We start from the raw sequence: 23,185 nt of genomic DNA, 5'->3' as shown, positions 1-23,185 counted from the left end.
GATAGCCGCAACAGCAGCACAACGATGATCAGAGTCTGAGGAATCAAGCCATGACCGACCTGAATCAAACCGCCTTTCAGAAGTACACAGACAGGGCAGTTGAAAAAATAGAAATCGATACGCTTGTTGTTGGCGCCGGTCAGGCCGGCGTGGCCATGAGTGAACACCTGAGCAAACTCGGGGTGTCCCACCTCGTCCTGGAGCGCAATCGTATCGCCGAAGCTTGGCGCACGGGACGCTGGGATTCGCTGGTGGCCAATGGCCCGGCCTGGCACGATCGTTTCCCGGGTCTGGAGTTCGACGGTCTCGACCCCGACGCCTTTGCCCCGAAAGAGCGGGTTGCGGATTATTTCGAAGCCTATGCCAAGAAGTTCAACGCTCCCATCCGCACTGGGGTGGAAGTGAAGAAGGTGGAACGCAATGCTGGCCGCCCGGGCTTCACTATTGAAACCTCCGAGGGCGTGATCGAGGCCAACCAGGTGGTTGTCGCAACCGGACCCTTCCAGCGCCCGGTTATCCCGCCGATCGCGCCTGAAGATGAGCAACTCACGCAGATCCACTCCGCCCAATATCGAAATCCGCAGCAACTGCCCGAAGGTGCCGTTCTGGTGGTGGGTGCCGGGTCGTCGGGGGTGCAGATCGCCGATGAGCTGCAGCGTGCCGGCAAGCAGGTTTACCTCTCGGTCGGCGCGCACGATCGTCCGCCACGCGCCTATCGCAACCGTGACTTCTGCTGGTGGCTGGGCGTTCTCGGCGAATGGGATGCGGAAGGCGTCCAGCCGGGCAAGGAGCATGTCACCATCGCCGTAAGCGGTGCGCGTGGCGGCCATACGGTTGACTTCCGCAGGCTTGCCCATCAGGGGATGACGCTCGTTGGTCTGACCAAAGCGTTCAACGACGGTGTGGTGAGCTTCGAATCGAATCTTGCCGACAACCTGGCGCGCGGCGATGAGAACTATCTGGCGCTGCTCGATGCGGCCGACGCCTACATTGCCTGCAATGGTCTCGACCTTCCGGAAGAACCTGAAGCCCGCACTGTGCTCCCGGATCCGGAATGTGTGACCAACCCCATTCTTGAGCTCGATCTGGCCGAGGCCGGCGTGACCTCGATCGTCTGGGCAACCGGCTATTCAGTTGATTACAGCTGGCTGAAGGTCGACGCCTTCAACGCCAACGGCAAGCCGCAGCATCAGCGCGGTGTTTCGACCGAGCCTGGCGTCTATTTCGTGGGCCTGCCGTGGCTGTCGCGTCGTGGCTCCGCGTTCATCTGGGGCGTTTGGCACGATGCCAAGCATATTGCCGACCACATCGTAAAACAGCGCACCTACCTCGCCTATCGGGATGCCTCGCAACGCCAGGCAGAGGCTGATCTAAAGCAAATGCCTGATGGCGCACAGCCCGATTCACACATTCAAAAAGCCAGCCTTATGGGAGTCCGTTGATGCCTACTCATACCCGCATCCGCATGTTCAACACCAAAGACACCTATCCCAACCAGGCGCTGGACAACGACCTCTGTCAGGCCGTGCGCGCCGGCAACACCGTGTATGTCCGCGGCCAGATCGGCACCGATTTCGAGGGCAACCTGGTCGGCCTCGGCGACCCGCGCGCACAGGCCGAGCAGGCCATGAAGAACGTCAAGCAACTGCTCGAAGAAGCCGGCAGCGACCTGTCACACATCGTCAAGACCACTACCTACCTGATCGACCCGCGCTACCGCGAGCCGGTCTACCAGGAAGTCGGCAAGTGGCTAAAGGGTGTGTTCCCGATCTCCACCGGCTTGGTGATCAGCGGCCTCGGCCAGCCGCAGTGGCTGATGGAGATCGACGTGATCGCGGTGATCCCGGACGACTGGCAGCCAAAAGCCTAAGGAGCACGCCATGACCTTTTCCATCGTCGGCCGCTGCGCCGAAACCGGGCAGCTGGGCATCGCCATCAGCTCGTCGAGCATCGCCGTCGGCGCGCGCTGCCCCTGGCTGCGCGCCGGGGTTGGTGCGGTGGCCTCGCAGAACGTCACCCTGCCGGCCCTCGGCCCGCAGATCCTCGACGCCCTGGAAGCCGGCCAGGAACCAGCGGTGGCGCTGGACCAGGCGCTGACCCGCAACGGCTACAGCCAGTACCGCCAGGTGGCGCTGCTCGACAGCCAGGGGCGCAGCGCGCTGTTCTCCGGCAGCGAGGCGCTCGGCACCCATAACGCGCTGGCCGGCGAGCAATGCGTGGCGGCCGGCAACCTGCTGTCCTCGCCGGCGGTGATCGCGGCCATGATCAGCGCCTTCGAGCAGACCCCCGGCGCCCTCGCCGAACGCCTGCTGGCGGCGATGCACGCGGCCATGGCCGCCGGCGGCGAAGCCGGGCCGGTGCATTCGGCGGCGCTCAAGGTGGTCGGCGACCTGGTCTGGCCGATCATCGACCTGCGCGTGGACTGGGCCGAGCACGACCCCATCGGCGAGCTGGATAAGCTCTGGCAGGCCTACCGCCCGCAGCAGCAGGACTACATCACCCGCGCCCTAGACCCTACCGCCGCGCCCAGCTATGGCGTGCCGGGGGATGAGTGAGAGCCTGTCTACGATCTGCTGCGCGTCGGTCAAACTGCGTTGAAAACGGCTTCGGAATGCTCATTTACAACACGTAAACTCCGCTTCCTCAGCCGTTTTCGCCTTGTTTGACTCTAGCTCGCGAGATCGTAAACAGGCTCTGAGAACGCCTATGTAGGATGGGTTGAGCGCAGCGGCGATACCCATCAACCCGGTCCCGATGGGTATCGCCGCTGCGCGTCGCAACCCATCCTATGGAGATAACCCATGCCCATCAGCCGTGACCTGCTGGCCCGACTCGTGGCCTTTGCCACCGTCAGCCGCGACTCCAACCTGGCGCTGATCGAGTTCGTCCGCGACTACCTCAATGACCTGGGCGTGGCCTGCGAGCTGGACTACAACGCCGAGCGCACCAAGGCCAACCTGTTCGCCACCATCGGCCCGAGCGATCGCGGCGGCGTGGTGCTCTCCGGGCATACCGACGTGGTGCCGGCGGACGGCCAGGCCTGGACGCTGCCGCCCTTCGAGCTCACCGAGCGCGACGGCAAGCTCTACGGCCGCGGCACCGCCGACATGAAGGGCTATATCGCCTGCATGCTGGCCGCCGTGCCGCATTTTCTGCAGAGCAAGCTGCGCCTGCCGCTGCACCTGGCGCTGTCCTACGACGAGGAAGTCGGCTGCCTCGGCGTGCGCTCGCTGCTGGCCGAGCTGGAGCGCCGCCCGCACAAGCCGGTGCTGTGCATCATCGGCGAACCCACCGAACTCAAGCCGGTGCTCGGCCACAAGGGCAAGCTGGCCATGCGCTGCCAGGTGCACGGCGCCGCCTGCCATTCGGCCTATGCACCGCAGGGGGTCAACGCCATCGAATACGCCGCGCGGCTGATCGGCAAGCTGGGCGAGATCGGCCAGCGCCTGGCCGCGCCCGAGTACCACGACCAGCGCTTCGACCCCCCGTATTCCACGGTGCAGACCGGGCTGATCAGCGGCGGCCGGGCGCTCAACATAGTGCCGGCCGAATGCCAGTTCGACTTCGAGGTGCGCGCCTTGCCGGCGGCCGACCCGCAGCAGGTGGCCGACGAACTGCAGGACTACGCCGAGCGCGAGCTGCTGCCGCAGATGCGTGCGCGCAGCGCCGACACGGCGATCCGTTTCCAGCCGCTCTCGGCCTATCCGGGCCTGGCCACCGACCCGCACAGCGAGGCGGCCGAACTGCTGGCGCTGCTCAGCGGCAGCCGGGAGTTTGCCACCGTGGCCTTCGGCACCGAAGGCGGCCTGTTTCACCAGGCCGGCATCCCCACCGTGGTCTGCGGCCCCGGCAGCATGGACCAGGGCCACAAGCCGGACGAGTTCGTCAGCCAGCAGCAGCTGGATGGTTGCGATGCGATGCTACGGCGGCTGCTGCAGTGGCTGCAGCAGGACGCCTGATCCGGGCTTGGCTCGTCACCTGCGCAGGCTCGGGTGGCGGGCTTTTTCTATTGGGTTGCAATGCGTTGGGCGGGCTGGGTCTCGGAAACTGATCGTTCCCACGCTCCGCGTGGGAATGCAGCCCTCGACGCTCCCGCGTCCACTGGCGGTGCGGTGCCGCCCCAGACCACTGTGACGCGGAGCGTCACGGGATCGGCTTCCACGCGGAGCGTGGGAGCCATCAAAAACGCCCCTCTCCCCAACCCTCTCCCGTGAACGGGAGAGGGGGCCAAAACGCTCCGTGCTGGCCCCCAGCGCTATCCACTCGATATGGCCATGAGGGTTGGCACGGAAGCTCCCCTCTCCCACTTGTGGGAGAGGGGCTGGGGGAGAGGGCGCCGACAACACTGAGGCGATTGCCGGCACCCTATGCAGTTTGCCCTGCCGCCCCCGGCCACCCCGCCTTGCGCAGGGCTTCCAGCAGGGTGGCGCTGTCCAGCCCCTGGACCCGGTGGCCATTGCCCTCGACGGTATTGGCCGCCAGCAGCGCATTGATGATGGCTTCCTCCACGGCCTCCGAGGCGGCGAGGAACAGGTCGCCGATATGGTCGTTGTTGACCATGCGCAGGCCGTCGCAGGTGAAGGCGCCCTTGCGCTCGTAAGCGGTTGCCTCAAGCTGCTGGTTGCCGGTGGAGAAGGCGACGAAGATGTCGCCGCTGCAGTCCTCGTTGCCGCCACCGGTGCGGGCGATGCCGATGCTGGCGCGCTGGGCCAGGCGGGTGCACTGGTGCGGTAGCAGCGGCGCATCGGTGGCCAGGCAGACGACGATCGAACCCATGCCCGGATGCGGCAGGTCGGCGCGCAGGAACGGCGAGCTGGCCTTCTCCAGGTAGCGCCCCACCGGGTAGCCATCCACACGCAGCTCGCGGCGCGTGCCGTGGTTGGCCTGGACGATGGCGCCCACGGTCCAGCCGCCCTGCGCCGCGCTCAGGCGCCGCGAGGCGGTGCCGATGCCGCCCTTGTACTCGTGACAGATCATGCCGCTGCCACCGCCGACGGCGCCTTCGGCCACCGGGCCGCCCATGGCGCGGTCCAGGGCTTCGGCCACATGCTCGGCGCGCACGTGGAAGCCATTGATGTCATTGAGCAGGCCGTCGAAGGTCTCCAGCACCACCGGCATGTTCCAGTACAGGCGGCCGTCAGCGGGCTGGCTCTGGCGGTCCAGGGCGATCAGCGCGTCGCGCACCACACCCACGCTGTGGGTGTTGGTGAAGGCGATCGGGCTGGTCAGCAGGCCGGCCTCACGAATCCACTCCAGGCCGGTGGCGTCGCCGTTGCCGTTGAGGATATGCACCCCGGCGAAGCACGGATGATGTGTGGTGGAACCCGGGCGCGGCTCGATCAGGGTGACCCCGGTGTTGATGTCGCGGCCGTTGGCGGTGCGCCCCCGCACATCGCTGTGGCCGACGCGCACGCCGGGTACATCGGTGATGGCATTGAGGGGGCCGGGTTGCAGTTGGCCGAATTGGATGTGCAGGTCGCGGGCACGCAGTTTCATGGTCTTTCTCGTTGTCAGGGGTTTATCAGGAAAAGGTCGGCGGGCTCACTGACCGCTCTTCACCTTGCTCCACACGCGGGTGCGGATGCGCTCGGTCTTCTTCGGCAGGGGCTCCAGGGTGAACAGCCGGGCCATGGTTTCTGCCGACGGGTAGACGGCCGGGTTGTTGCGGGTCGCCGCGCCGACCAGGGCCGTGGCGCTGCGGTTGCCGTTGGGGTAGCGCAGGTGGTCGGTGATCGGCGCGATGACTTCCGGGCGCATCAGGTAGTCGATGAAGGCCAGGCCCTGGGTCGGATGGGGCGCCTGCTTGAGCAGCACCAGGGTGTCGAACCACACCGGCGCGCCTTCCTTCGGCAGGCTGTATTCGATGTGCACGCCGTTGCCGGCCTGCTCGGCGTTGGCCTTGGCGTCCAGCATGCCGCCGGCCCAGCCCACCGCCACGCAGATATCGCCGTTGGACAGGTCGGTGATGAACTTGGACGAGTTGAAGTAGGCGATGTGCGGGCGCAGCTTGAGCAGCAGCGCCTCGGCCTTCTGATAGTCGTCGGGGTTGCTGCTGTTGGGCGGCAGCCCCAGGTACTGCAGGGCGATGGGCAGGATCTCGGAGGGCGAGTCGAGCAGGGCCACGCCGCACTGGCTGAGCTTGGCCAGGTTTTCTTCCTTGAACAGCAGGTCCCAGGAATCCACCGGCGCCTGCTCGCCGAGCACGGCGCGAACCTTGTCGACGTTGTAGCCGATGCCGTTGGTGCCCCACAGGTACGGCACGGCATAGCGGTTGCCCGGGTCATTGCTGGCCAGTTTGGCCAGCAGGGCGGGGTCCATGTGCTTGAGGTTCGGCAGCTTGGTCGGGTCCAGCGGTTCGAGCACGCCGGCCTTGATCAGGGTCGGCAGGCTGAAGTTGCTGGCCACCACCACGTCGTAACCGCTACCGCCGGTGAGCAGCTTGCTCTCCAGGATTTCGGCGCTGTCGAAGGTGTCGTAGACGGGCATGATGCCCAGGTCGCGCTTGAAGTCGGCCAGGGTCGTGGGGCCGATATAGTCGTACCAGTTGTACACATGCACGCTGGGGCCATCGACAGCAGCACTGGCGGTGGATAGCCAGAGCGCCAGGCCGGCACCCAGGCCGGTGTTGAGATACAGGCGGTGACGAAGCATGATGCGGCACTCCTGGCCTGCTGCAGGCCCGTTGATTCAGGAGGCCTCAGGCTAGTGCTGCGCATGGGGCAAACCAATTCCCACCATGGGTTACACGAAAGGGGTAGAGAGTGGACGCCTTGCTCAAGGAGTTGCCGCTGCACCAAGGGCTGGCGCGGGTATTCGCCAGCCTGGGCCAGGACGCTTTCTGGCGCGCCTTGGTGGACTGCCTGCGCCTGCTGGTGCCGCTGGACAATGCCCTGGCGGCCCTGATGCAGCAGGGCCGGGTGCCCAGCCTGCTGGCCGACTTCGAGTTCCGTGCGGTGGCCGGCGAGGGCGAGGACCTGGCCGACTACTGCGCCGGCATGTACCTGCTCGATCCCTTCTACCAGGCCGCCTGCGCCGGCATCGCCGATGGCCTGCACAGCCTGGAATCGGTGGCGCCCGACCAGTTTCAGCAGAGCGAGTACTACCTGAGCTATTTCCGCTCGGTGGTCGGCAATGGCGAGCTGCAGTTCCTGATCAACCACCAGGGCGCCGTGCTGGGCCTGTCCCTGGGCCGGCAGACCTCCTTCAGCCATGCCGAGTTCGGCCGCCTGCTCTGCGTGCGCGACTGGGTGCTGGCGGCGATGCGTCGCCACCTGCAACTCTGTGCGCTCGAAGTGCCCGCCGCCCAGCCTGCGGCTGGCGACTTTACGGTGATGCTGGAGGGGCTGGGCGCGCGGCTGTCTGAGCGCGAAAGCGAAGCCGCCCGGCTGATCCTCCAGGGCTTCTCCAGCAAGGCGATGGCCCAGCACATGGGCATCTCGCCGGAGACGGTCAAGGTGCACCGGCGCAACCTCTACCACAAGCTCAACGTCAGCGGTCACGCCGAGCTGTTCGCCCTGCTGCTGCGTCGGGACTAAGAGTCTGTCTCGGATCTCGCGAGCTAGAGCGAGACAAGGCAAAAGCAGCCGAGGAAGCGCAGTTTACGAGTTGTAAATGAGCATTCCGAGGCGGTTTTAACGCAGTATCGCCGACGCGCAGCAGATCCGAGACAGGCTCTAAGAGCCGGCTTGTGATCTTCGGCGTAGCCCCCGTCCAGACTCACAGAGCATGCACCGGCTGCTTCTACCCCCTCTCCCGTTCACGGGAGAGGGTTGGGGAGAGGGCCTGGCCCAAGATCCGCGACAGGTTCCGAGGTCGCCTACAGATGGGCGAAGAACTCCGGCGCCTGCTGCCACCTGTCATGCAGGCCATCCACATAGGTGATCGGGATGCGCGCCAGCTCCTCCTCGCTCACCCCCTCCAGGCAGCCGATATTGATCCCGTACATTTGGCCGATCGGCGTGTCGTTGCCGACCCCGAAGGCCCGCACACCGCAGTGCCTGCAGAAGAAATGCTGGTTCTTGCGGGTGTTGAACAGGTACTCGGTCAGCTCCTGCTCGCCGGCCAACAGCCGAAACCCCTGCGGCTTGGCCACCGCTGCCCAGAAACGCGTGCGCCGGCAGATGGAACAGTTGCAGCGGTAGGAGCTTTCCGTGAGGTCGAGGTCGGCTGCGAACTGCACGGCGCCGCAGTGGCAACTGCCGGTATAGGTCTTGAGCATGGCGGTGTCCTCAGGGGGCCGCGGAACGGGGTCCCAGTGAGCGAAGCGAACGATTTGAACCGTTTGTTAGGCTTTGAAGCTCGAGCGCGATTAGTGATGCGCTAGCGATTGAGTTGCTCATAGCGTTGCGCTTGATGCGTCAATTCGCAAAGGAGTATGTGGGGTACGCAGCCAGGGCCACCTCTGCTGATAAGAGGCCGCCTTCTTTGCAAATAGGAGCTCGTGTGGCGTGAGAGGGTTCATCGTGAGGGTTCCCTCGTACAAAAGGTGAAGGCCGTTTGGTGCATACACCTCATGAGCATTGATGCCCACGCACGTTGCCGGTATGAGAAAGCGATCGATGCCTTCCTTTGCGCTGCTCAAGGGGGCATAGGGGTGACCGAAATGCTCTTCGTACCAACAATGCACCCGAGCTTGGTTGGCTACCTCCACCGTTATGCCCAAGTCCGCCAACACGCCTTCTACGTGATGTTGCACTGCGCGTTCTCCAGACGCGCTGAGATCTAGAGAATCGAAGTAGAAGAAATCGTAGTCCTTGATCTTGCTCTCGGGTGCTTGCCCCGAAAGTACGTTCCAAACAGTTTGAAAAAGGCAGCCGGCAACTAGCCAGCCATCTTTCAGATTCAATGCATCCCACCGTTCAACGATTTGTGCGTTGTTGCTGTTACGCAGTACGTCGGCTAGGAAATTGGCTTGCATGATGGCCTAACGTTTGGTTAAGGGGCCGGCTTTAGCCGGTCCCGAGAGAGCGAAGCGAATGGCTTGAACCATTTGTTAGGCGTCTCGCGAATGTCTAGGAGTTATCTACGATGAACTTGACCCATTTAAAGTAAGCGGGATCTGGTGCATGAATTTCAGATTTTTCCCAGTCATGGCCTTCTGTATTGGCAACCAGTCCGTGGCTGAAGGTTATTACGCCTTCATATGGCTCTAAGTCAACGTATGAGATTTGTGGGTGGTTTGGATCTATTGCTTCTGCCAAGAACTCGATTCCACACGGAAAATTCTTAATGTATTTTTCGGTGGCCGCAATAAATAGCTCTGTTACATCAATAAAATTTTCGACCTCATCTTTTTCAGGGATGTGGTATTCATGTTCAACTAGATTTCTCAGTTTATTAATTTTGCTTAGTATTCTTGGGGTTACCAGGCCGCAGCTTGATAAAAAATCAACCATTGCTGGGAAGGATTTCGCTTTCTTTGAGAACTTATCAAGTCCAAAAGCTGTGGAGAGCATCTCCACTTGAAGATGAAGAGCTCTTTTGGTATTGGACAGCGCATTTACTAGGCTTCTGGTGTCCGGCTCTATAGATAGATCTTGGATTGCAAAATGATAATAATCTTTCGGGGTTGTCTTTCTGGAAAACCTTAAAGGCACTGATGTTGTTGTGAAATCTGGATCTAGTGCTGTGTAATTTTCTGGTAGCAAGAGTCTCTCCTTGCCTAACTATAAGTAGGCGACACAAGAGGGGGTGAAGCTTTGCGCCACCTGTGTCGGATAACCTTCCTTGTCATGCCCTAAATCGTTGTTTTGCCTACAGGCCGTCTTGGGAAACACGACAGTCCTGAAGAGACAAACGTGACATGGGTGGCAAGAGCAGAGTTTGGGCATTCACCCGCTATCTCGATCCCGACGCTACTGTGTCAGCAACCGCCTGTCCATCGTCCGGGTTTGAGCCTGCATTGGGCGCACAGCCTGCCATTGCAGCAGCGTGCGCCCCTCAATGCACTGAGCCGCAGCGGCCTACTCAGCCCCAGCCTGCCCCAACTGCTGCTGACAGAACTCGATAAACAACTGTGCCGACTTGGTCGGCTGGGCGCGTTTGAGCCAGGCGGCGACCAAGCCGGAGCCGCTGACCGGTTCGACTATCTCCACCGCCACCACCTTCTGGCCGTCGTAGGTGCATTCCGAGTGCGGGCGGGTGACCAGCAGGGAGAAGCCGAAGCCCTGGCCGACCATGCCGCGCACCATTTCGATGGAGGGCGAGCTGAAGACGATGTTGGGCGTCAGGTTCAGCTCTTCGAACAGGCTGACGAAGTAGGTGCGGCTGGGTTGCACGTCGAGCAGGATCATCGGCTCCAGGGCCAGGTCGCGCAGCGAGACCTGGGCCTGAGCGGCGAAGCGGTGGCCTGCGGGGAGCAGGGCGTAGGGCTTCTGCGGGGCCATCAGCGGTTCGGTGTCGATGGTCGCGTCGAGGTCGTGGTCGTAGAGGATGGCCAGGTCGAAGCGCCCGGCGGTGAGGCCCTGCACCAGTTCTTGCTGTTCGCCGTCGCGCAGGCGGATTTCCACGCCGGGGTATTGGGCGTTGAAGCCGGCGATCAGCCGCGGCAGGTAGAGCGGGGCGACCGTCTCGAAGCAGCCGATATCGATCTGCCCGGCCACCACGTCGAGGTCGGCCAGGGCGTTCTGTTCGAACTCGCGGGCCATGCGCAGCAGTTCCTGGGCCTTGCGGTAGAAGCGCGAGCCGCCGGGGGTCAGCGACACGCCCTGGGCGTGGTGGCGGATGAACAGTTGCAGGCCGAAGCTGTCTTCCAGGCCCTTGATCGCGGTGGAGATCGACGGCTGGGCGATGTACAGCTTGCGCGAGGCCTCGGCCACGCTGCCGCATTCCACGGTGGTCACGAAATACTTGAGCTGGCGCAGGGTGTAGGTTGCCATGGGGTCTCCGGTGCGATCGCTACTGCTGAGGGGCCTGTTGCCCTCTGCCCCGGCCCCTCTCCCACCCTTCATGAACAAGAAGGGGAGAGGGGAGGGTTCTGTGTGCTGATTATGTGTGCCCAACATACTCCACAGCGGCCTGCGCCGGGCTTTGCGGCTGAGCAGTTTTTTCATGGGCTGCGAACATATATTTACTAATTTTCCTGTGCGCGCCCCTGATACACCATCAGCCTCGACAACAACCCAGGCCGCCGTGAGCGGTCGGTATGAGGATCGAGGCGATGTTGCAACTCAGCGATTGGCAGCAACGGGCTGCCGCCCAGGGCTTTATCACCGGCGCATTGATCGATGGCCAGCTGCGCGAGGCTCAGTCCGGCGCCACTTTCGCCTCCATCAATCCGGCCACCAACCAGTTGCTGGCGCGGGTTGCCGCTTGCGATGCGGCGGATGTCGATGCCGCCGTGCGCAGCGCTCGCCGTGCCTTCGACCAAGGCCCCTGGGCGCGCATGGCGCCGCGCGAGCGCAAGCAGGTATTGCTGCGTCTGGCCGAGCTGATTCTGGCCAACCGCGAGGAGCTGGCCCTGCTCGACTCGCTGAACATGGGCAAGCCGGTGCTGGATGCCTACAACGTCGACGTTCCGGGCGCCGCGCAGGTGTTCGCCTGGTACGCCGAGAGTCTGGACAAACTCTATGACCAGGTCGCGCCTACCGCCTCCGATGCCCTGGCCACCATCACCCGCGAACCGCTGGGGGTGATCGGCGCCGTGGTGCCGTGGAACTTCCCGCTGGACCTGGCCGCCTGGAAGCTGGCCCCGGCCCTGGCCGCCGGCAACTCGGTGGTGCTCAAGCCGGCCGAGCAGTCGCCGTTCTCCGCCCTGCGCCTGGCCCAGCTGGCCCTGGAAGCCGGCCTGCCGGAAGGCGTGCTGAACGTGGTGCCGGGCATGGGCGAGACCGCCGGCAAGGCCCTCGGCCTGCATATGGATGTGGACTGCCTGGCCTTTACCGGCTCCACCGAGGTGGGCAAGTACTTCATGGCCTATGCGGCGCAGTCCAACCTCAAACAGGTCTGGCTGGAGTGTGGCGGCAAGAGCCCGAACCTGGTGTTCGCCGACTGCGGCGATCTCGACCTGGCGGCGGAGAAGGCCGCCTTCGCCATCTTCTTCAACCAGGGCGAGGTGTGCTCGGCCAACTCGCGCCTGCTGGTCGAGCGCTCGATCCACGACGAGTTCGTCGCGCGCCTGCTGGCCAAGGCCCGCGACTGGCAACCCGGCGACCCGCTGAACCCGGCCAGCCGCATGGGCGCCATAGTCGAGGCGCGCCAGGCCGAACGCATCATGGCCTTCATCGACCAGGCCCAGGGCGAAGGTGCGCGCCTGGCGTGCGGCGGCCAGCGCCTGCGCTTCAACGGCTCGGACAATTTCATTCAGCCGACCATCTTCACCGGCGTTGCTCCGGACATGCGCCTGGCCCGCGAGGAAGTGTTCGGCCCGGTGCTGGCGGTGAGCGCCTTCGGCAGCGAGGAGGAGGCCGTGCGCCTGGCCAACGACAGCCAGTACGGCTTGGCCGCCTCGCTGTGGACCGACGACCTGCACCGCGCCCATCGCGTGGCCCGCCGGCTGCGCGCCGGCACCGTGTCGGTGAACACGGTGGACGCCCTCGACGTGTGCGTGCCCTTCGGCGGCTGCAAGCAGTCCGGCTTCGGCCGCGACCTGTCGCTGCACGCCTTCGACAAGTACAGCCATCTGAAAACCACTTGGTTCCAGCTGCGCTCCTGAGTGCCACGGCGCGTCTGCGTGGCCCGCGCCCGAGCGGCAGGGCCGCAGACGTTGCCGAGGTTCTGAGAGGGCGCGGCCTGTCCGCGCGAGTCACTAGCAAGCTTCTACCGCGCACAACAATAAAATTGCAGGAGAACACCGCATGTACGATCCCGATATCACCTTGTCCCCTCCGCACGTCGAGGGCGTTGTGACCAAGGGCAAACTCAGCAAGACCCTAGGCCTCGGCGCCCTGTTGTCGGTCTCCATCGGCCTGGTGGTGTCCCAGGGCGTGATGGTGCTGATGCTGCAGGGCGTCGGCATCGCCGGTGTGGGCTTCCTGATTCCGCTGTCGCTGGCCTTCCTGCTGGCGCTGACCTACATCTTCTCCTTCTCCGAGCTGTCGCTGATGATTCCCCGCGCCGGCAGCCTGAGCAGCTACACCGAGGTGGCCCTGGGACATTTCCCGGCGATCGTCTCGACCTTCTCCGGTTACGTGGTGGTGGCCATGTTCGCCCTCTCGGCCGAACTGTTGCTGCTCGACCTGATCATCAACCAGGTCTATCCAGGCGTGTTCCCGCACATGAGCATCGCCTTCGGCGTGCTGGTGCTGTTCACCCTGCTCAACCTGCTCGGCATCGACATCTTCGCCCGCCTGCAGACCGCCCTGGCCACGGTGATGGTGATTGTCCTGCTGGCCCTCGGCCTGGCGGCGGTCAGCGGTAGCGGCAGCGAGCCGGCGCTGAGCGCCAGCCTGCCGCAGGAGTGGAATCCCATGGGCACCGGGGTGCTGGTTCTGGTGGCGATGGCCATCTGGGGCTTCGTCGGGGCCGAGTTCGTCTGCCCGCTGGTGGAAGAGTCGCGTCGCCCGGAACGCAACATCCCCTGGGCGATGATCATCGGCGTGACGGTGATCTTCCTGACCATCGGCCTGTATGCCATCGGCGCCCTGTACTACGTGCCGCAGGACCAGCTGGCCAGCGGCGCGCTGCCGCACTTCCTGTATGCCACCGCGCTGTTCGGCGAGACCGGCAAGCACGTGCTGGTGATCGCCGCGCTCACCGCCACCTGCAGCACCCTCAACACCTCGCTGGCGGCCATCCCGCGCATGCTCTACGGCATGGCGCAGAACGGCCAGGCCTTCCCGCAGTTCAAGAAACTCAGCCGTGGCTTCAACACCCCCTGGGTGTCCGTGCTGTTCGTCGCCGCCATCACCGGCGGTCCGATCCTGCTGATGGGCGACAACCCAGGCGCGGTCAACCAGCTGCTGCTCGCCGCCGCCATCGCCTGGCTGCTGGCCTACATCGTCTGCCACCTGGACGTGATCGCCTTGCGCCGCCGTTATCCGCAACTGGCGCGGCCGTTCAAGACGCCCTTCTACCCGCTGCCGCAGCTGCTCGGCATCCTCGGCATGCTGGTGTCCATCTACTACGCCTCACCGACCCCGGAGATGGCCGTCTCGATCTTCACCAGTGCCGGCGTGGTGCTGGGCCTGGTGTCGCTGATCGCGGTGTTGTGGATCAAACTGGTGATGCGTAAACCCTTGTTCACCCCGGTGCCGCTGGACGAGGTTCTGGCGCGCAAATGAGCTACCGCCGGGGCGTTGCTGCCCCGGCCATTCGATAACACGTAAACAGGCGAGGTCGCTGTTATGACAGTCCCCCACAACCCTACCCGTAGCACCCGTGACTACCAGGCCCAGGATGCGGCCCACCACATCCATGCCTTCCTCGACCAGAAGGCGCTGAACGAGAAAGGCGCGCTGGTGATAGTCAAGGGCGAGCGCCTGAACCTTTGGGACAACGACGGCAAGCGCTACCTGGACGGCATGTCCGGGCTGTGGTGCACCAACCTCGGCTACGGCCGCAAGGACCTGGCCGCCGCCGCCAGCCGCCAGCTCGAGGAGCTGCCGTACTACAACCTGTTCTTCCACACCACCCACCCGCGGGTGATCGAGCTGTCCGAGCTGCTGTTCAGCCTGCTGCCGGACCACTACAGCCACGCCATCTACACCAACTCCGGCTCCGAGGCCAACGAGGCGCTGATCCGCACCGTGCGCCGCTACTGGCAGATCCTCGGCAAGCCGCAGAAGAAGATCATGATCGGCCGCTGGAACGGCTACCACGGCTCCACCCTGGGCAGCACCGCGCTCGGCGGCATGGGCTTCATGCACGAAATGGGCGGCATGCTGCCGGACTTCGCCCACATCGGCGAACCCTACTGGTACGCCCAGGGGGGCGACCTGAGCCCGGAGGAATTCGGCCTCAAGGCGGCCCGTGAGCTGGAGAGCAAGATCCTCGAACTGGGCGCCGAGAACGTCGCCGCCTTCGTCGCCGAACCCTTCCAGGGCGCCGGCGGGATGATCTTCCCGCCGGCCGGTTACTGGGCGGAAATCCAGCGCATCTGCCGCCAGTACGACGTGCTGCTGTGCGCCGACGAAGTGATCGGCGGCTTCGGCCGCACCGGCGAATGGTTCGCCCACCAGCACTTCGGCTTCCAGCCGGACACCCTGACCATCGCCAAGGGCCTGACCAGCGGCTACATCCCCATGGGCGGCCTGGTGCTCTCCAAGCGCATGGCTGAGGTGCTGGTCGAGCAGGGCGGGGTGTTCGCCCACGGCCTGACCTATTCCGGTCACCCGGTGGCCGCCGCCGTGGCCATCGCCAACCTCCAGGCGCTGCGCGACGAGCGCATCGTCGAACAGGTCAAGCAGGACACCGGCCCCTACCTGCACAAGGCGCTGCGCGAGGCGTTCGCCGATCACCCGCTGATCGGCGAGATCCAGGGCACCGGCCTGGTCGCCGCGCTGCAGTTCGCCGAGGACAAGGCCAGCCGCAAGCGCTTCGCCAACGAGAGCGACATCACCTGGCGCTGCCGCACCATCGGCTTCGAGGAAGGGGTGATCATCCGCTCCACCCTCGGTCGCATGATCATGGCGCCGGCGCTGGTGGCGACCCACGCCGAGCTCGACGAGCTGGTGGAGAAGACCAAACGCGCGGTGGATCGCACCGCGCAGGAAATCGGCCGCTTGTAACGGCCGCCGCAGCGCCGGCCAGCGCCCCTTGGGTGGCAATGGCCGGCGCATCATCCCCTCACCGACCAGGAAGGTCCTGACACAACGCCGCGGGCTCAGGAAGCCCGCGCGGTGGAACCGTTTTGGCCCGTGGCCAGCAACTGCCCAGCAACATCACGACAACATCAATCGTCTGTGGGAGTAGTTCCATGTATCCGTCCTTGCTCAAGCGTCTTCCCCTCACCTGTGCCGCCCTCGCCGCGTGTGCCGGCATCGCCCAGGCCCAAGCGCAAAACCTCACGGTGATTTCCTTCGGCGGCGCCACCAAGGCGGCGCAGGAGCAGGCCTATTTCAAACCCTTCAACCAGTCCGGCGCCGGCACCATAGTGGCCGGCGAGTACAACGGCGAGATGGCCAAGGTCAAAGCCATGGTCGATGTCGGCAAGGTCAGCTGGGACGTGGTCGAAGTGGAGAGTCCCGAGCTGCTGCGCGGCTGCGAGGAGGGCCTGTTCGAGCGCCTCGACCCGGCGCGCTTCGGCGATGCCGGCCAGTACCTGCCCGGCACCCTCAGCGAGTGCGGGGTGGCCACCTACGTGTGGTCGATGGTGCTGGCCTACAACAGCGCCAAGCTGGCCAGGGCGCCGGTGTCCTGGGCGGATTTCTGGAACGTCGCGGAGTTCCCCGGCAAGCGCGGCCTGCGCAAGGGCGCCAAGTACACCCTGGAGGTCGCCCTGCTGGCCGACGGGGTCAAGCCGGAGGACATCTATACGCAGCTGGCGACCCCGGCCGGTGTCAGCCGCGCCTTCGCCAAGCTCGATCAGCTCAAGCCCAGTATCCAGTGGTGGGAAGCCGGGGCGCAGCCGCCGCAATGGCTGGCCGCCGGCGACGTGGTGATGAGCGCGGCCTACAACGGGCGCATCGCCGCCGCGCAGAAGGAAGGCGTCAAGCTGGCCATCGCCTGGCCGGGCAGCCTGTATGACCCGGAGTATTGGGCGGTGGTGAAGGGCAGTCCGAACAAGGCGCTGGCCGAGCAGTTCATCGCCTTCGCCAGCCAGGCGCAGACCCAGAAGGTGTTCGCCGAGAACATCCCCTACGGCCCGGTGCACAAGGGCGCCCTCGCGCTGCTGCCGGCCGAGGTCCAGGCCAACCTGCCGACCGCCCCGGCCAACCTCGCCGGCGCCCGCGCGGTGGATGCCGAATTCTGGGTCGACTATGGGGAAGAGCTGGAGCAGCGCTTCAACGCCTGGGCGGCACGCTGATCCGGTCTGACCTGGGCTGCAAGCGCGGCTAGAGTGAAGGGGGTGATGGCCATTGCCGGAAGCCGCCGATGAAAACCGCTGTGCTTGCCCTTGCCCTGCTGTCCGTCGCGCCGCTGGTCCAGGCGGCCGACGACTGCGCCAAGCCTGCCGACCAGCAGAGCCTCAACCGCTGCGCGGCGAAGGATTATGCGGCCCGCGACAAGCGCCTCAGAGCGCTCTACAACGGCTATCACAAAGGCCTGGAGAAGCCGCACAAACAAGCCCTCGCGGATGCCCAGCAGGCCTGGCTGAGGTTCCGCGACCTGGCCTGCAAGTTCGAGGCCTCCGGGGTGGCGGGCGACCCGGCCTACGCCATGGTGCTGAACGGCTGCCTGGCGCAGAAGACCGCCCAGCGCACGGCGGAGTTGCAGGCGCTGGCGCAGTGCGAGGCTGGCGACCTGAGCTGCCCGGCGCCCAGATGGTAGGGCGCAGGAACAGCCGGCGGTGCGAGCGTCGTTCCGCGGTTCCGGCATCTTTGGCATTGTCTCCATCCGCGCCAGCGTTGTTACGCAACCAAGCCGCGCTCCCGCCTGCGTGGGAATGACGAGGTGAGGGGCAGATTTCCGCCCGCGCCGTCGTGCCCGCACAGGCGAGGCCCCAGGTAGCCCGCCTGTAATCCGGGAGTGTTCGACGCCGGCGGCGCTTAGAACCTGTTTCGGATCTCGCGAGCTAGAGTCGAACAAGGCAAAAACGGCTGAGGAAGCGGAGTTTACGAGTTGTAAATGAGCATTCCGAAGCCGTTTTTAACGCCGTTTGGCCGACGCGCAGCAGATCCGATACAGGTTCTTAGCGGCGCAAGCGCCCGCCACCAAAATGCCCGCCACCGCCGAGGTTCCACTGGTGAGCGGTCTGGCTGAAACGCTGCTGGCCGAGCTTGCGGGCTTGGTGTTGCTGATTCAACTGGGTCGCCACGTGGTTGTTGGTTTGCACCGGTTGCCAGCCACTGCTGGTGTGTTTCTGCCAGCCGCCGTCCTGGCTGTGCTGGTAGACGTTGCCGTCGTGGCCGGCATAGACGTCGCCGTTGTTCCACACCACGGCACTGTCGGTCCTGCGGTTGACCACCGCGCCCTTGCTGGTCACCGTGCGCTCGCCGGTCTGGACATTGCCGCTGACGCCGATCTCGGCGGCACCGGCGCGGCCGGTTTGGGCGTTGTAGCCGACTCTTTGGCGGCCGGCGGCATAGTCGCCGGTGTACTGGTTGCCGACCACGCCGCCGCGCGCGGCGCCCTCGCGGCCGGTGGCGGGGTTGACGAAGGAGCCCTGGCGGCCGGCGGCGAAGTTGCCCGAATAGGGATTGAAGGCCCCGCCCTGGCTGCCCTGGAAGTGCGCGCCGGTGCGTGGGTTGAAACCGCTGGCGGCGCTGCCCTGCCACTGGGTGCCGGTCCAGGCGTTCCAGCCGTAGGCGTGGCTGACCGTGCCCTGGCCCCAGCGGCCGTAGAAGTTGGCTCGGTTGATGTTGGTGTAGCTCCAGCCATAGTAGGGATGCGGGCCCCACCAGTACGGCCCCCACCAGGGCGAGGCGGAACCCCAGATGGCGCCTGCGGCGAAACCGAAGGCGAAGCCCTCGACAGTGCCGAGGGCGAAGCCGGCGCCGTAACCGTAGGTCGGCGGGTAACCGTAGTAGACGCTGCCGACGTAGGGTGCGTAGCTGTAGCCGGTGCCATACACCACGGTGCCGTTCGGGCTGACCACCACGCCCAGGTAGCCGGGGGTGTAGCCGACCACCACGGTGGTCGGGGTCACCGAGTAGATATGCACGTAGGTGACGTAGTACAGCGGCGAGCTGGCGGGGATCGCGTAGATCGCCGCGGGCACCTGGGTGGCGACCTGCCAGGCGCCGGTCGGCGTCGGCGCGACGAACCACACGCCGTTGGCTACCGCGTAGAACTGGTTGGGCGCCAGCTCGAGTACCGGCGTCGCGGTGTTCACCGCATAGCTGAGCGCGGTGCCCGTGATCGGCGCGAATTGCGGCGTGCCGTCATAGTCGACTGTCAGTCTCGCCTGGCTGCGCGACACGCTGGCGGTCTGCGGGATGTTGGCGGCGATTGCGGCTTCCTTGGCTTGCGGGGTGTCAGGCACCGAGACCAGCACGTTGGCCTTGGGGTCCTCGGGCGAGATCTTGGCGAAGTCGGCCGGCAGCTCCTTGCCGGGCACATAGCGCCACGGCCCCTGGTCGCCCGGGGCGCTGAACCAGCGCCCGGAAATCAGCACGTAGTAGGTGTTGCTGGCCGGATCGACGAACACCGCGTGGTCGGCATTGGCCAGGGTCAGCAGGCCGACGCCCGCCACCGGGCTCAGCTGCGCGGCGCCGCTGGTGATGATCAGTTCGCTGGGCTGGCTGGCGAGGACGATGCTCGGCGCTTGCGCCGCCTGTTTGCCGTCCGCCGGCAGCAGCGGGTCCGGCTTGGCCGTGGCGATGGCTTGCTTGGCGACTGCCAGCAGGCTCTGCGGCGGCTGGCTGAGCACCAACCAGCTGCCCTCGAGGTCGCGGGCCAGATACCAGTAGCCGGCGGCCTGCAGGTAGCAGTTGCCGTCGGCGTCACGCAGGATCAGCGCGCGGCTGTTGAGCACCCGTTCGAAGGCGCTGCCCTCCACGGCTTGCCAGCGCGGCGTGCCGTCGATCAGCACCAGCACGCTGGGGGTGTTGGCGAAGAGGATCTGCGGCACGTCGTTCTTCACCTGCGCCTGCTTGACCTTGTCCAGCTGCTGGGCCACCACGTAGCTGGCCTGCAGCTGGTCGAGCGGCACCGTCAGGCCGTTGGCCGGCAGCTGGGCGCTCAGGGCCTGGCCGATCTGCTCGGCGCTGTCCGGCGCGGTGGGCACCTCGACCTTGTCGATCTTGATCTCGCTCAGTTGCACCAGCCCCGAACTCTTGTCGATATCCGCGGTGGCGGAAAAGTGCGCCACACCGTAGGTCGGCGCGGCCTTGGGGGCGCCCACGGCGATGGCCGCGCGGCCGGCCATGTGGGTGCCGTCCCAGTCTTCGATCTGCGGCTGGTAGATCTGGATATGTTGCTCACCGGCGGTGAAGTCCCGCGGCCATTGCAGGGTGGCCGGCGAGGGCGCCGGCGCCGTCTGCGGCTGCGCCGCGTAGGTCGGCGGCAGGCCGAGCAGCAGACAGAACAGCAGGGGCAGGCAATACAGCGGGTGGCGGCTGGGCATCGGGGAGGGCCTTCGATGGGGGAAACGGCATGATGCCTTAACCATAGTGCGGGCGCAGCCGATCGCCGCAGACATTGCGTCGGCCGGCGCAACCCAGCTTTTTCTTATGTTGCGACGACATATTTACTAATTTTCCGTGTCAGCCGCTTCGTCCACCATCGGCCTTGCCTTGTGTACCGCCATGCCGCCACCCGCCGGAGCGTTTCCGGGTCGGGAAGCAGAATCCGCAGAGATTCAGGGGCGCAGCGCGCTTACAGGTGAGATGAGATCTTCCGGCCATCTGGTCGCTGCCGCAGAAATCCAATAACTAAGCCAATAGGCTGTGGGAGTGCTTCATGATCAAGTCCTTGCTTACCCGTTGTACCCGTCCCCTCGCCCTCACTGCGCTGGCCGCCGGCGTCGCCAGCGGCGCCCAGGCCGGCACCCTGACCATCGGCCATACCACGTGGGTCGGCTACGGCACCCTGTACCTGGCCCGTGACCTCGGCTACTTCAAGGAGCAGGGCCTGGACCTGCAGTTGACCACCATCGAGGAAGCTTCGATGTACATGGCCGCGCAGGCCTCGGGAAAACTCTCCGGTTCGGCCTCGACCATCGACGAGATTCTCAAGTACCGCTCCAAGGATTTCTGCTTCAAGGCGGTCGCCGCGCTGGACGACAGCTACGGCGGCGATGGCGTGCTGGTCGGCAACGAGGTGACCAGCCTGAAGGAGCTCAAGGGCAAGTCGGTGGCGGTCAACGAAGGTTCGGTGTCGCAGTTCTGGCTGTCCTACCTGCTCAAGCACAACGGCATGACCATGGCCGATCTGGATATCCAGAACATGACCGCCGATGATGCCGCCACCGCCTTCATCGCCGGTCGCGTGCCCGCCGCCGTGACTTGGGAGCCGCACCTGTCGCTGGTGCGCGCCAAGGGCGGCGGCAAGGTGCTGGTCGACAGCACCCAGACCCCGGGGGTGATAGTCGACGTGGTAGCGCTCAACTGCGACGTGGTCGAGCAGCAGCCGGACGACGTCAAGGCGCTGGTCAAGGGCCTGTACAGGGCTGTCGAGTACACCAAGACGCATCCGCAGGAGGCCTACGCGATCATGGCCAAGGGCGTCGGCGGCTACCTCTCCGACCCGCTCGAGATGGCCAATGCGGCCAAGGGCGTGCGCTTCTACGACCAGGCGATGAGCGAAAAACTGCTCGGCACCCCCGGCAAGCCCGGCGAGATCAAGGGTGTGATCCGCCTGGCCAACGAGACCTGGAGCAGCCTGCAGGGCAAGCGCTACGAGGTCAGCTACGACGACCTGGTGAACAGCGCCTTCGTCACCCCGTAACTGCCTGCCGCCGCGCCTGCGCAGGCGGGCGTGGCGGCGTCCCTAGCCCTGTTCAAGTGGAGGTGGCGCCATGGCCACTGCAAAATCCTGGTTGAACCGCTGCCTGACCCCCAAGGTCGGGCTGCCGGCGCGACTCGTGTTCGCCGCCAGCACCCTGTGCTGGCTGCTGGTGCTCGGCCTGTGGGCCGGGCTGTCCTATGGCGGCGTGGTGCCGGCGATGTTCCTGCCGACTCCCGGCGCCGTGGTCGATGCCGCGCTGCGCCTGGGCGCCGACGGCACGCTCGGCAAGCATGTGCTGGCCAGCGTCGAGGTGGTGCTGATCGGCTTCGCGGTGTCGTCGCTGGTGGCGGTGCCGCTGGGGCTGCTGATGGGCAGCTTCCGCATCGTCCAGGCGCTGCTCGAGCCGCTGGTCAACTTCATCCGCTACCTGCCGGTGACCTCCTTCGTGCCGCTGTTCATCCTGTGGATCGGCATCGGCTTGGAGCAGCGCGTCACGGTGATCATCTTCGGCGTGTTCTTCCAGCAGCTGGTGATGATCGCCGACGTCTCCAAGGGCGTGGCCAAGGACCTGATCAACGCCAGCTACACCCTCGGTGCCAACCGCCGCGACGTGGTCCTGCACGTGCTCGCCCCAGCCTCGCTGCCCGGCGTGCTGGATACCCTGCGGGTGACCATGGGCTGGGCCTGGACCTACCTGGTGGTGGCCGAACTGGTCGCCGCCAGCAGCGGCCTCGGCTACATCAGCCTCAAGGCGATGCGCGGCTTCCAGGTCGACGTGATCTTCCTCGCCATCGCCATCATCGGCCTGCTCGGGCTGATCACCGACCAATTGTTCCGACTTCTTCGACTGAGGATTGCCGCATGGGCGCAGTAGCGATGATGCAACCGACCAGCGCGGCAGCCGCCGCGCCACACAGCGAGGCCGCACCGCGGCTGCGGGTGGAGAATGTCAGCCTGCGTTACCAGACGCCCAGCGGCAGCACCTTCAGCGCCCTCGAGCAGGTCTCCTTCGAGGTGCCGGATCAACAGTTCGCGGTGATAGTCGGGCCGTCCGGCTGCGGCAAGTCGAGCCTGCTGTACCTCACCGCCGGCCTCGCCGAACCCAGCGCCGGGGCCATCTATGTCGGCGGCGCCAAGGTCGAGGGGCCGGGCACCGACCGCGGCATGGTGTTCCAGAGCTACACCCTGTTCCCCTGGCTGACGGTGCGCGAGAACATCGAGTTCGGCCTCAAGCGCCGCGGCATCGGCGCCGCCGAGCGGCGCGAGATCGTCGAGTACTACCTCAACGAGGTGGGCCTCAAGGCGTTCGCCGACAACCATCCCAAGCAGCTCTCCGGCGGCATGATGCAGCGCGTGGCGATCGCCCGCGCGCTGGCCAACGACCCGCAGATCCTGCTGATGGACGAACCCTTCGGTGCCCTCGACAGCCAGACCCGCCTGCAGATGCAGCAGCTGCTGCTGCGCGTGTGGGAGCACAGCAAGAAGACCGTGGTGTTCGTCACCCACGACATCGACGAGGCGATCCTGCTCGGCGACCGCGTCTACGTGATGGGCGCCCGGCCGGGGCGGATCAAGCAGATCCTCGACGTGCCGATCGCCCGACCGCGCACCCTCGACATGGTCATGGAAGCGCAGTTCATCGGCATGAAGCGGCAAATCCTCGGCCTGCTACATGACGACCTTGCCGAGCTGCATTGACGCCGGCGCGGCGGTTGCTGGATCCCCGCGCAGGCGGGGATAGGGGGCGGCAGGGCGGCGC

At 65.4% G+C, this 23,185-nt stretch carries 20 protein-coding genes; 13 read left to right on the top strand and 7 right to left on the bottom strand.

Translation table 11 applies throughout. The annotated features are described in order from the left end of the window. Positions 1-50 precede the first annotated feature (50 nt). The 4 genes from D3880_RS22030 (at position 51) to argE (ending at position 3,959) form a co-directional block, all read left to right on the top strand. Positions 51-1,442: a flavin-containing monooxygenase gene (locus D3880_RS22030; protein WP_119895540.1), complete on the top strand. Its 1,392-nt coding sequence runs from the start codon at positions 51-53 to the stop codon at positions 1,440-1,442. Then, positions 1,442-1,870, top strand: a complete 429-nt coding sequence (locus D3880_RS22025) for a RidA family protein (RefSeq protein ID WP_119895539.1) — start codon at positions 1,442-1,444, stop codon at positions 1,868-1,870. The genes D3880_RS22030 and D3880_RS22025 overlap by 1 nt, the downstream gene beginning before the upstream one ends. A gap of 10 nt (positions 1,871-1,880) precedes the next feature. After that, the gene (locus tag D3880_RS22020; protein ID WP_119895538.1) at positions 1,881-2,555 is read left to right on the top strand and encodes a DUF1028 domain-containing protein; all 675 of its coding nucleotides are present in this window, start codon (positions 1,881-1,883) and stop codon (positions 2,553-2,555) included. Positions 2,556-2,801: 246 nt separating this feature from the next. After that, entirely contained in the window at positions 2,802-3,959 is a 1,158-nt protein-coding gene (argE, locus tag D3880_RS22015; protein WP_119895537.1) for an acetylornithine deacetylase, read from the top strand. A 406-nt stretch (positions 3,960-4,365) separates the two neighbouring features. On the opposite strand, the gene D3880_RS22010 is transcribed toward argE, so the two are convergent. After that, positions 4,366-5,496: a DmpA family aminopeptidase gene (locus D3880_RS22010; RefSeq protein WP_119895536.1), complete on the bottom strand. Its 1,131-nt coding sequence runs from the start codon at positions 5,494-5,496 to the stop codon at positions 4,366-4,368. Positions 5,497-5,541: 45 nt separating this feature from the next. Next, positions 5,542-6,651 carry a polyamine ABC transporter substrate-binding protein gene (locus D3880_RS22005; protein WP_119895535.1) on the bottom strand — a complete coding sequence of 370 codons (1,110 nt, stop codon included), beginning with the start codon at positions 6,649-6,651 and terminating at the stop codon, positions 5,542-5,544. Between the two features lie 110 nt (positions 6,652-6,761). Here D3880_RS22005 and D3880_RS22000 point away from each other — a divergent pair, with 110 nt between their 5' ends. Next, the gene (locus D3880_RS22000; RefSeq protein WP_119895534.1) at positions 6,762-7,535 is read left to right on the top strand and encodes a helix-turn-helix transcriptional regulator; all 774 of its coding nucleotides are present in this window, start codon (positions 6,762-6,764) and stop codon (positions 7,533-7,535) included. 281 nt (positions 7,536-7,816) lie between these two features. Here D3880_RS22000 and D3880_RS21995 read toward each other — a convergent pair whose 3' ends face one another. The 4 genes from D3880_RS21995 to D3880_RS21985 form a co-directional block, all read right to left on the bottom strand. Further along, positions 7,817-8,218 carry a GFA family protein gene (locus tag D3880_RS21995; protein WP_119895533.1) on the bottom strand — a complete coding sequence of 134 codons (402 nt, stop codon included), beginning with the start codon at positions 8,216-8,218 and terminating at the stop codon, positions 7,817-7,819. A 117-nt stretch (positions 8,219-8,335) separates the two neighbouring features. Further along, positions 8,336-8,917: a nucleotidyltransferase family protein gene (locus D3880_RS21990; protein WP_119895532.1), complete on the bottom strand. Its 582-nt coding sequence runs from the start codon at positions 8,915-8,917 to the stop codon at positions 8,336-8,338. Positions 8,918-9,011: 94 nt separating this feature from the next. Then, positions 9,012-9,647, bottom strand: coding sequence for a hypothetical protein (locus D3880_RS22840; RefSeq protein WP_162935030.1), 636 nt, complete (start codon positions 9,645-9,647; stop codon positions 9,012-9,014). A 315-nt stretch (positions 9,648-9,962) separates the two neighbouring features. After that, complete coding sequence (locus D3880_RS21985; protein WP_119895531.1) at positions 9,963-10,877, bottom strand: LysR family transcriptional regulator; 915 nt, start codon at positions 10,875-10,877, stop codon at positions 9,963-9,965. 281 nt (positions 10,878-11,158) lie between these two features. Between D3880_RS21985 and D3880_RS21980 the strand changes: the two genes are divergently transcribed. The 5 genes from D3880_RS21980 (at position 11,159) to D3880_RS21960 (ending at position 17,367) form a co-directional block, all read left to right on the top strand. After that, entirely contained in the window at positions 11,159-12,652 is a 1,494-nt protein-coding gene (locus D3880_RS21980) for an aldehyde dehydrogenase (protein WP_119895530.1), read from the top strand. Between the two features lie 142 nt (positions 12,653-12,794). Next, the gene (locus tag D3880_RS21975) at positions 12,795-14,219 is read left to right on the top strand and encodes an APC family permease (protein WP_119895529.1); all 1,425 of its coding nucleotides are present in this window, start codon (positions 12,795-12,797) and stop codon (positions 14,217-14,219) included. Between the two features lie 63 nt (positions 14,220-14,282). Further along, positions 14,283-15,665 carry an aspartate aminotransferase family protein gene (locus D3880_RS21970; protein WP_119895528.1) on the top strand — a complete coding sequence of 461 codons (1,383 nt, stop codon included), beginning with the start codon at positions 14,283-14,285 and terminating at the stop codon, positions 15,663-15,665. 188 nt (positions 15,666-15,853) lie between these two features. Further along, entirely contained in the window at positions 15,854-16,903 is a 1,050-nt protein-coding gene (locus D3880_RS21965; protein ID WP_119895527.1) for an ABC transporter substrate-binding protein, read from the top strand. A gap of 68 nt (positions 16,904-16,971) precedes the next feature. Further along, positions 16,972-17,367 carry a lysozyme inhibitor LprI family protein gene (locus D3880_RS21960; RefSeq protein ID WP_119895526.1) on the top strand — a complete coding sequence of 132 codons (396 nt, stop codon included), beginning with the start codon at positions 16,972-16,974 and terminating at the stop codon, positions 17,365-17,367. A gap of 361 nt (positions 17,368-17,728) precedes the next feature. Here the strand turns inward: D3880_RS21960 and D3880_RS21955 are convergent, their stop codons facing one another. After that, positions 17,729-20,104 (bottom strand): carbohydrate-binding family V/XII, encoded by a 2,376-nt coding sequence (locus D3880_RS21955; RefSeq protein ID WP_119895525.1) that lies wholly within the window; start codon positions 20,102-20,104, stop codon positions 17,729-17,731. A gap of 335 nt (positions 20,105-20,439) precedes the next feature. On the opposite strand from D3880_RS21955, the gene D3880_RS21950 reads away from it, so the two are divergent. The 3 genes from D3880_RS21950 to D3880_RS21940 all read left to right on the top strand — a co-directional run bounded on the left by D3880_RS21950 (position 20,440) and on the right by D3880_RS21940 (position 23,124). Beyond that, the gene (locus D3880_RS21950; protein ID WP_119895524.1) at positions 20,440-21,426 is read left to right on the top strand and encodes an ABC transporter substrate-binding protein; all 987 of its coding nucleotides are present in this window, start codon (positions 20,440-20,442) and stop codon (positions 21,424-21,426) included. Positions 21,427-21,496: 70 nt separating this feature from the next. Further along, complete coding sequence (locus D3880_RS21945) at positions 21,497-22,300, top strand: ABC transporter permease (RefSeq protein ID WP_119895523.1); 804 nt, start codon at positions 21,497-21,499, stop codon at positions 22,298-22,300. Beyond that, the gene (locus tag D3880_RS21940) at positions 22,288-23,124 is read left to right on the top strand and encodes an ABC transporter ATP-binding protein (protein ID WP_119895522.1); all 837 of its coding nucleotides are present in this window, start codon (positions 22,288-22,290) and stop codon (positions 23,122-23,124) included. The genes D3880_RS21945 and D3880_RS21940 overlap by 13 nt, the downstream gene beginning before the upstream one ends. Positions 23,125-23,185 lie beyond the last annotated feature (61 nt).

Source organism: Pseudomonas cavernae, assembly GCF_003595175.1.
Lineage (GTDB): Bacteria > Pseudomonadota > Gammaproteobacteria > Pseudomonadales > Pseudomonadaceae > Aquipseudomonas > Aquipseudomonas cavernae.
This window is presented reverse-complemented; position numbering and strand designations above follow the sequence as displayed.

Excerpts from the sequence above, each read along its gene's own strand:
- D3880_RS22030 (WP_119895540.1), top strand. The coding sequence starts at position 51 with ATGACCGACCTGAATCAAACCGCCTTTCAGAAGTACACAGACAGGGCA.
- D3880_RS22025 (WP_119895539.1), top strand. The coding sequence starts at position 1,442 with ATGCCTACTCATACCCGCATCCGCATGTTCAACACCAAAGACACCTAT.
- D3880_RS22020 (WP_119895538.1), top strand. The coding sequence starts at position 1,881 with ATGACCTTTTCCATCGTCGGCCGCTGCGCCGAAACCGGGCAGCTGGGC.
- argE (WP_119895537.1), top strand. The coding sequence starts at position 2,802 with ATGCCCATCAGCCGTGACCTGCTGGCCCGACTCGTGGCCTTTGCCACC.
- D3880_RS22010 (WP_119895536.1), bottom strand. The coding sequence starts at position 5,496 with ATGAAACTGCGTGCCCGCGACCTGCACATCCAATTCGGCCAACTGCAA.
- D3880_RS22005 (WP_119895535.1), bottom strand. The coding sequence starts at position 6,651 with ATGCTTCGTCACCGCCTGTATCTCAACACCGGCCTGGGTGCCGGCCTG.
- D3880_RS21995 (WP_119895533.1), bottom strand. The coding sequence starts at position 8,218 with ATGCTCAAGACCTATACCGGCAGTTGCCACTGCGGCGCCGTGCAGTTC.
- D3880_RS21990 (WP_119895532.1), bottom strand. The coding sequence starts at position 8,917 with ATGCAAGCCAATTTCCTAGCCGACGTACTGCGTAACAGCAACAACGCA.
- D3880_RS21985 (WP_119895531.1), bottom strand. The coding sequence starts at position 10,877 with ATGGCAACCTACACCCTGCGCCAGCTCAAGTATTTCGTGACCACCGTG.
- D3880_RS21980 (WP_119895530.1), top strand. The coding sequence starts at position 11,159 with ATGTTGCAACTCAGCGATTGGCAGCAACGGGCTGCCGCCCAGGGCTTT.
- D3880_RS21975 (WP_119895529.1), top strand. The coding sequence starts at position 12,795 with ATGTACGATCCCGATATCACCTTGTCCCCTCCGCACGTCGAGGGCGTT.
- D3880_RS21970 (WP_119895528.1), top strand. The coding sequence starts at position 14,283 with ATGACAGTCCCCCACAACCCTACCCGTAGCACCCGTGACTACCAGGCC.
- D3880_RS21965 (WP_119895527.1), top strand. The coding sequence starts at position 15,854 with ATGTATCCGTCCTTGCTCAAGCGTCTTCCCCTCACCTGTGCCGCCCTC.
- D3880_RS21960 (WP_119895526.1), top strand. The coding sequence starts at position 16,972 with ATGAAAACCGCTGTGCTTGCCCTTGCCCTGCTGTCCGTCGCGCCGCTG.
- D3880_RS21955 (WP_119895525.1), bottom strand. The coding sequence starts at position 20,104 with ATGCCCAGCCGCCACCCGCTGTATTGCCTGCCCCTGCTGTTCTGTCTG.
- D3880_RS21950 (WP_119895524.1), top strand. The coding sequence starts at position 20,440 with ATGATCAAGTCCTTGCTTACCCGTTGTACCCGTCCCCTCGCCCTCACT.
- D3880_RS21945 (WP_119895523.1), top strand. The coding sequence starts at position 21,497 with ATGGCCACTGCAAAATCCTGGTTGAACCGCTGCCTGACCCCCAAGGTC.
- D3880_RS21940 (WP_119895522.1), top strand. The coding sequence starts at position 22,288 with ATGGGCGCAGTAGCGATGATGCAACCGACCAGCGCGGCAGCCGCCGCG.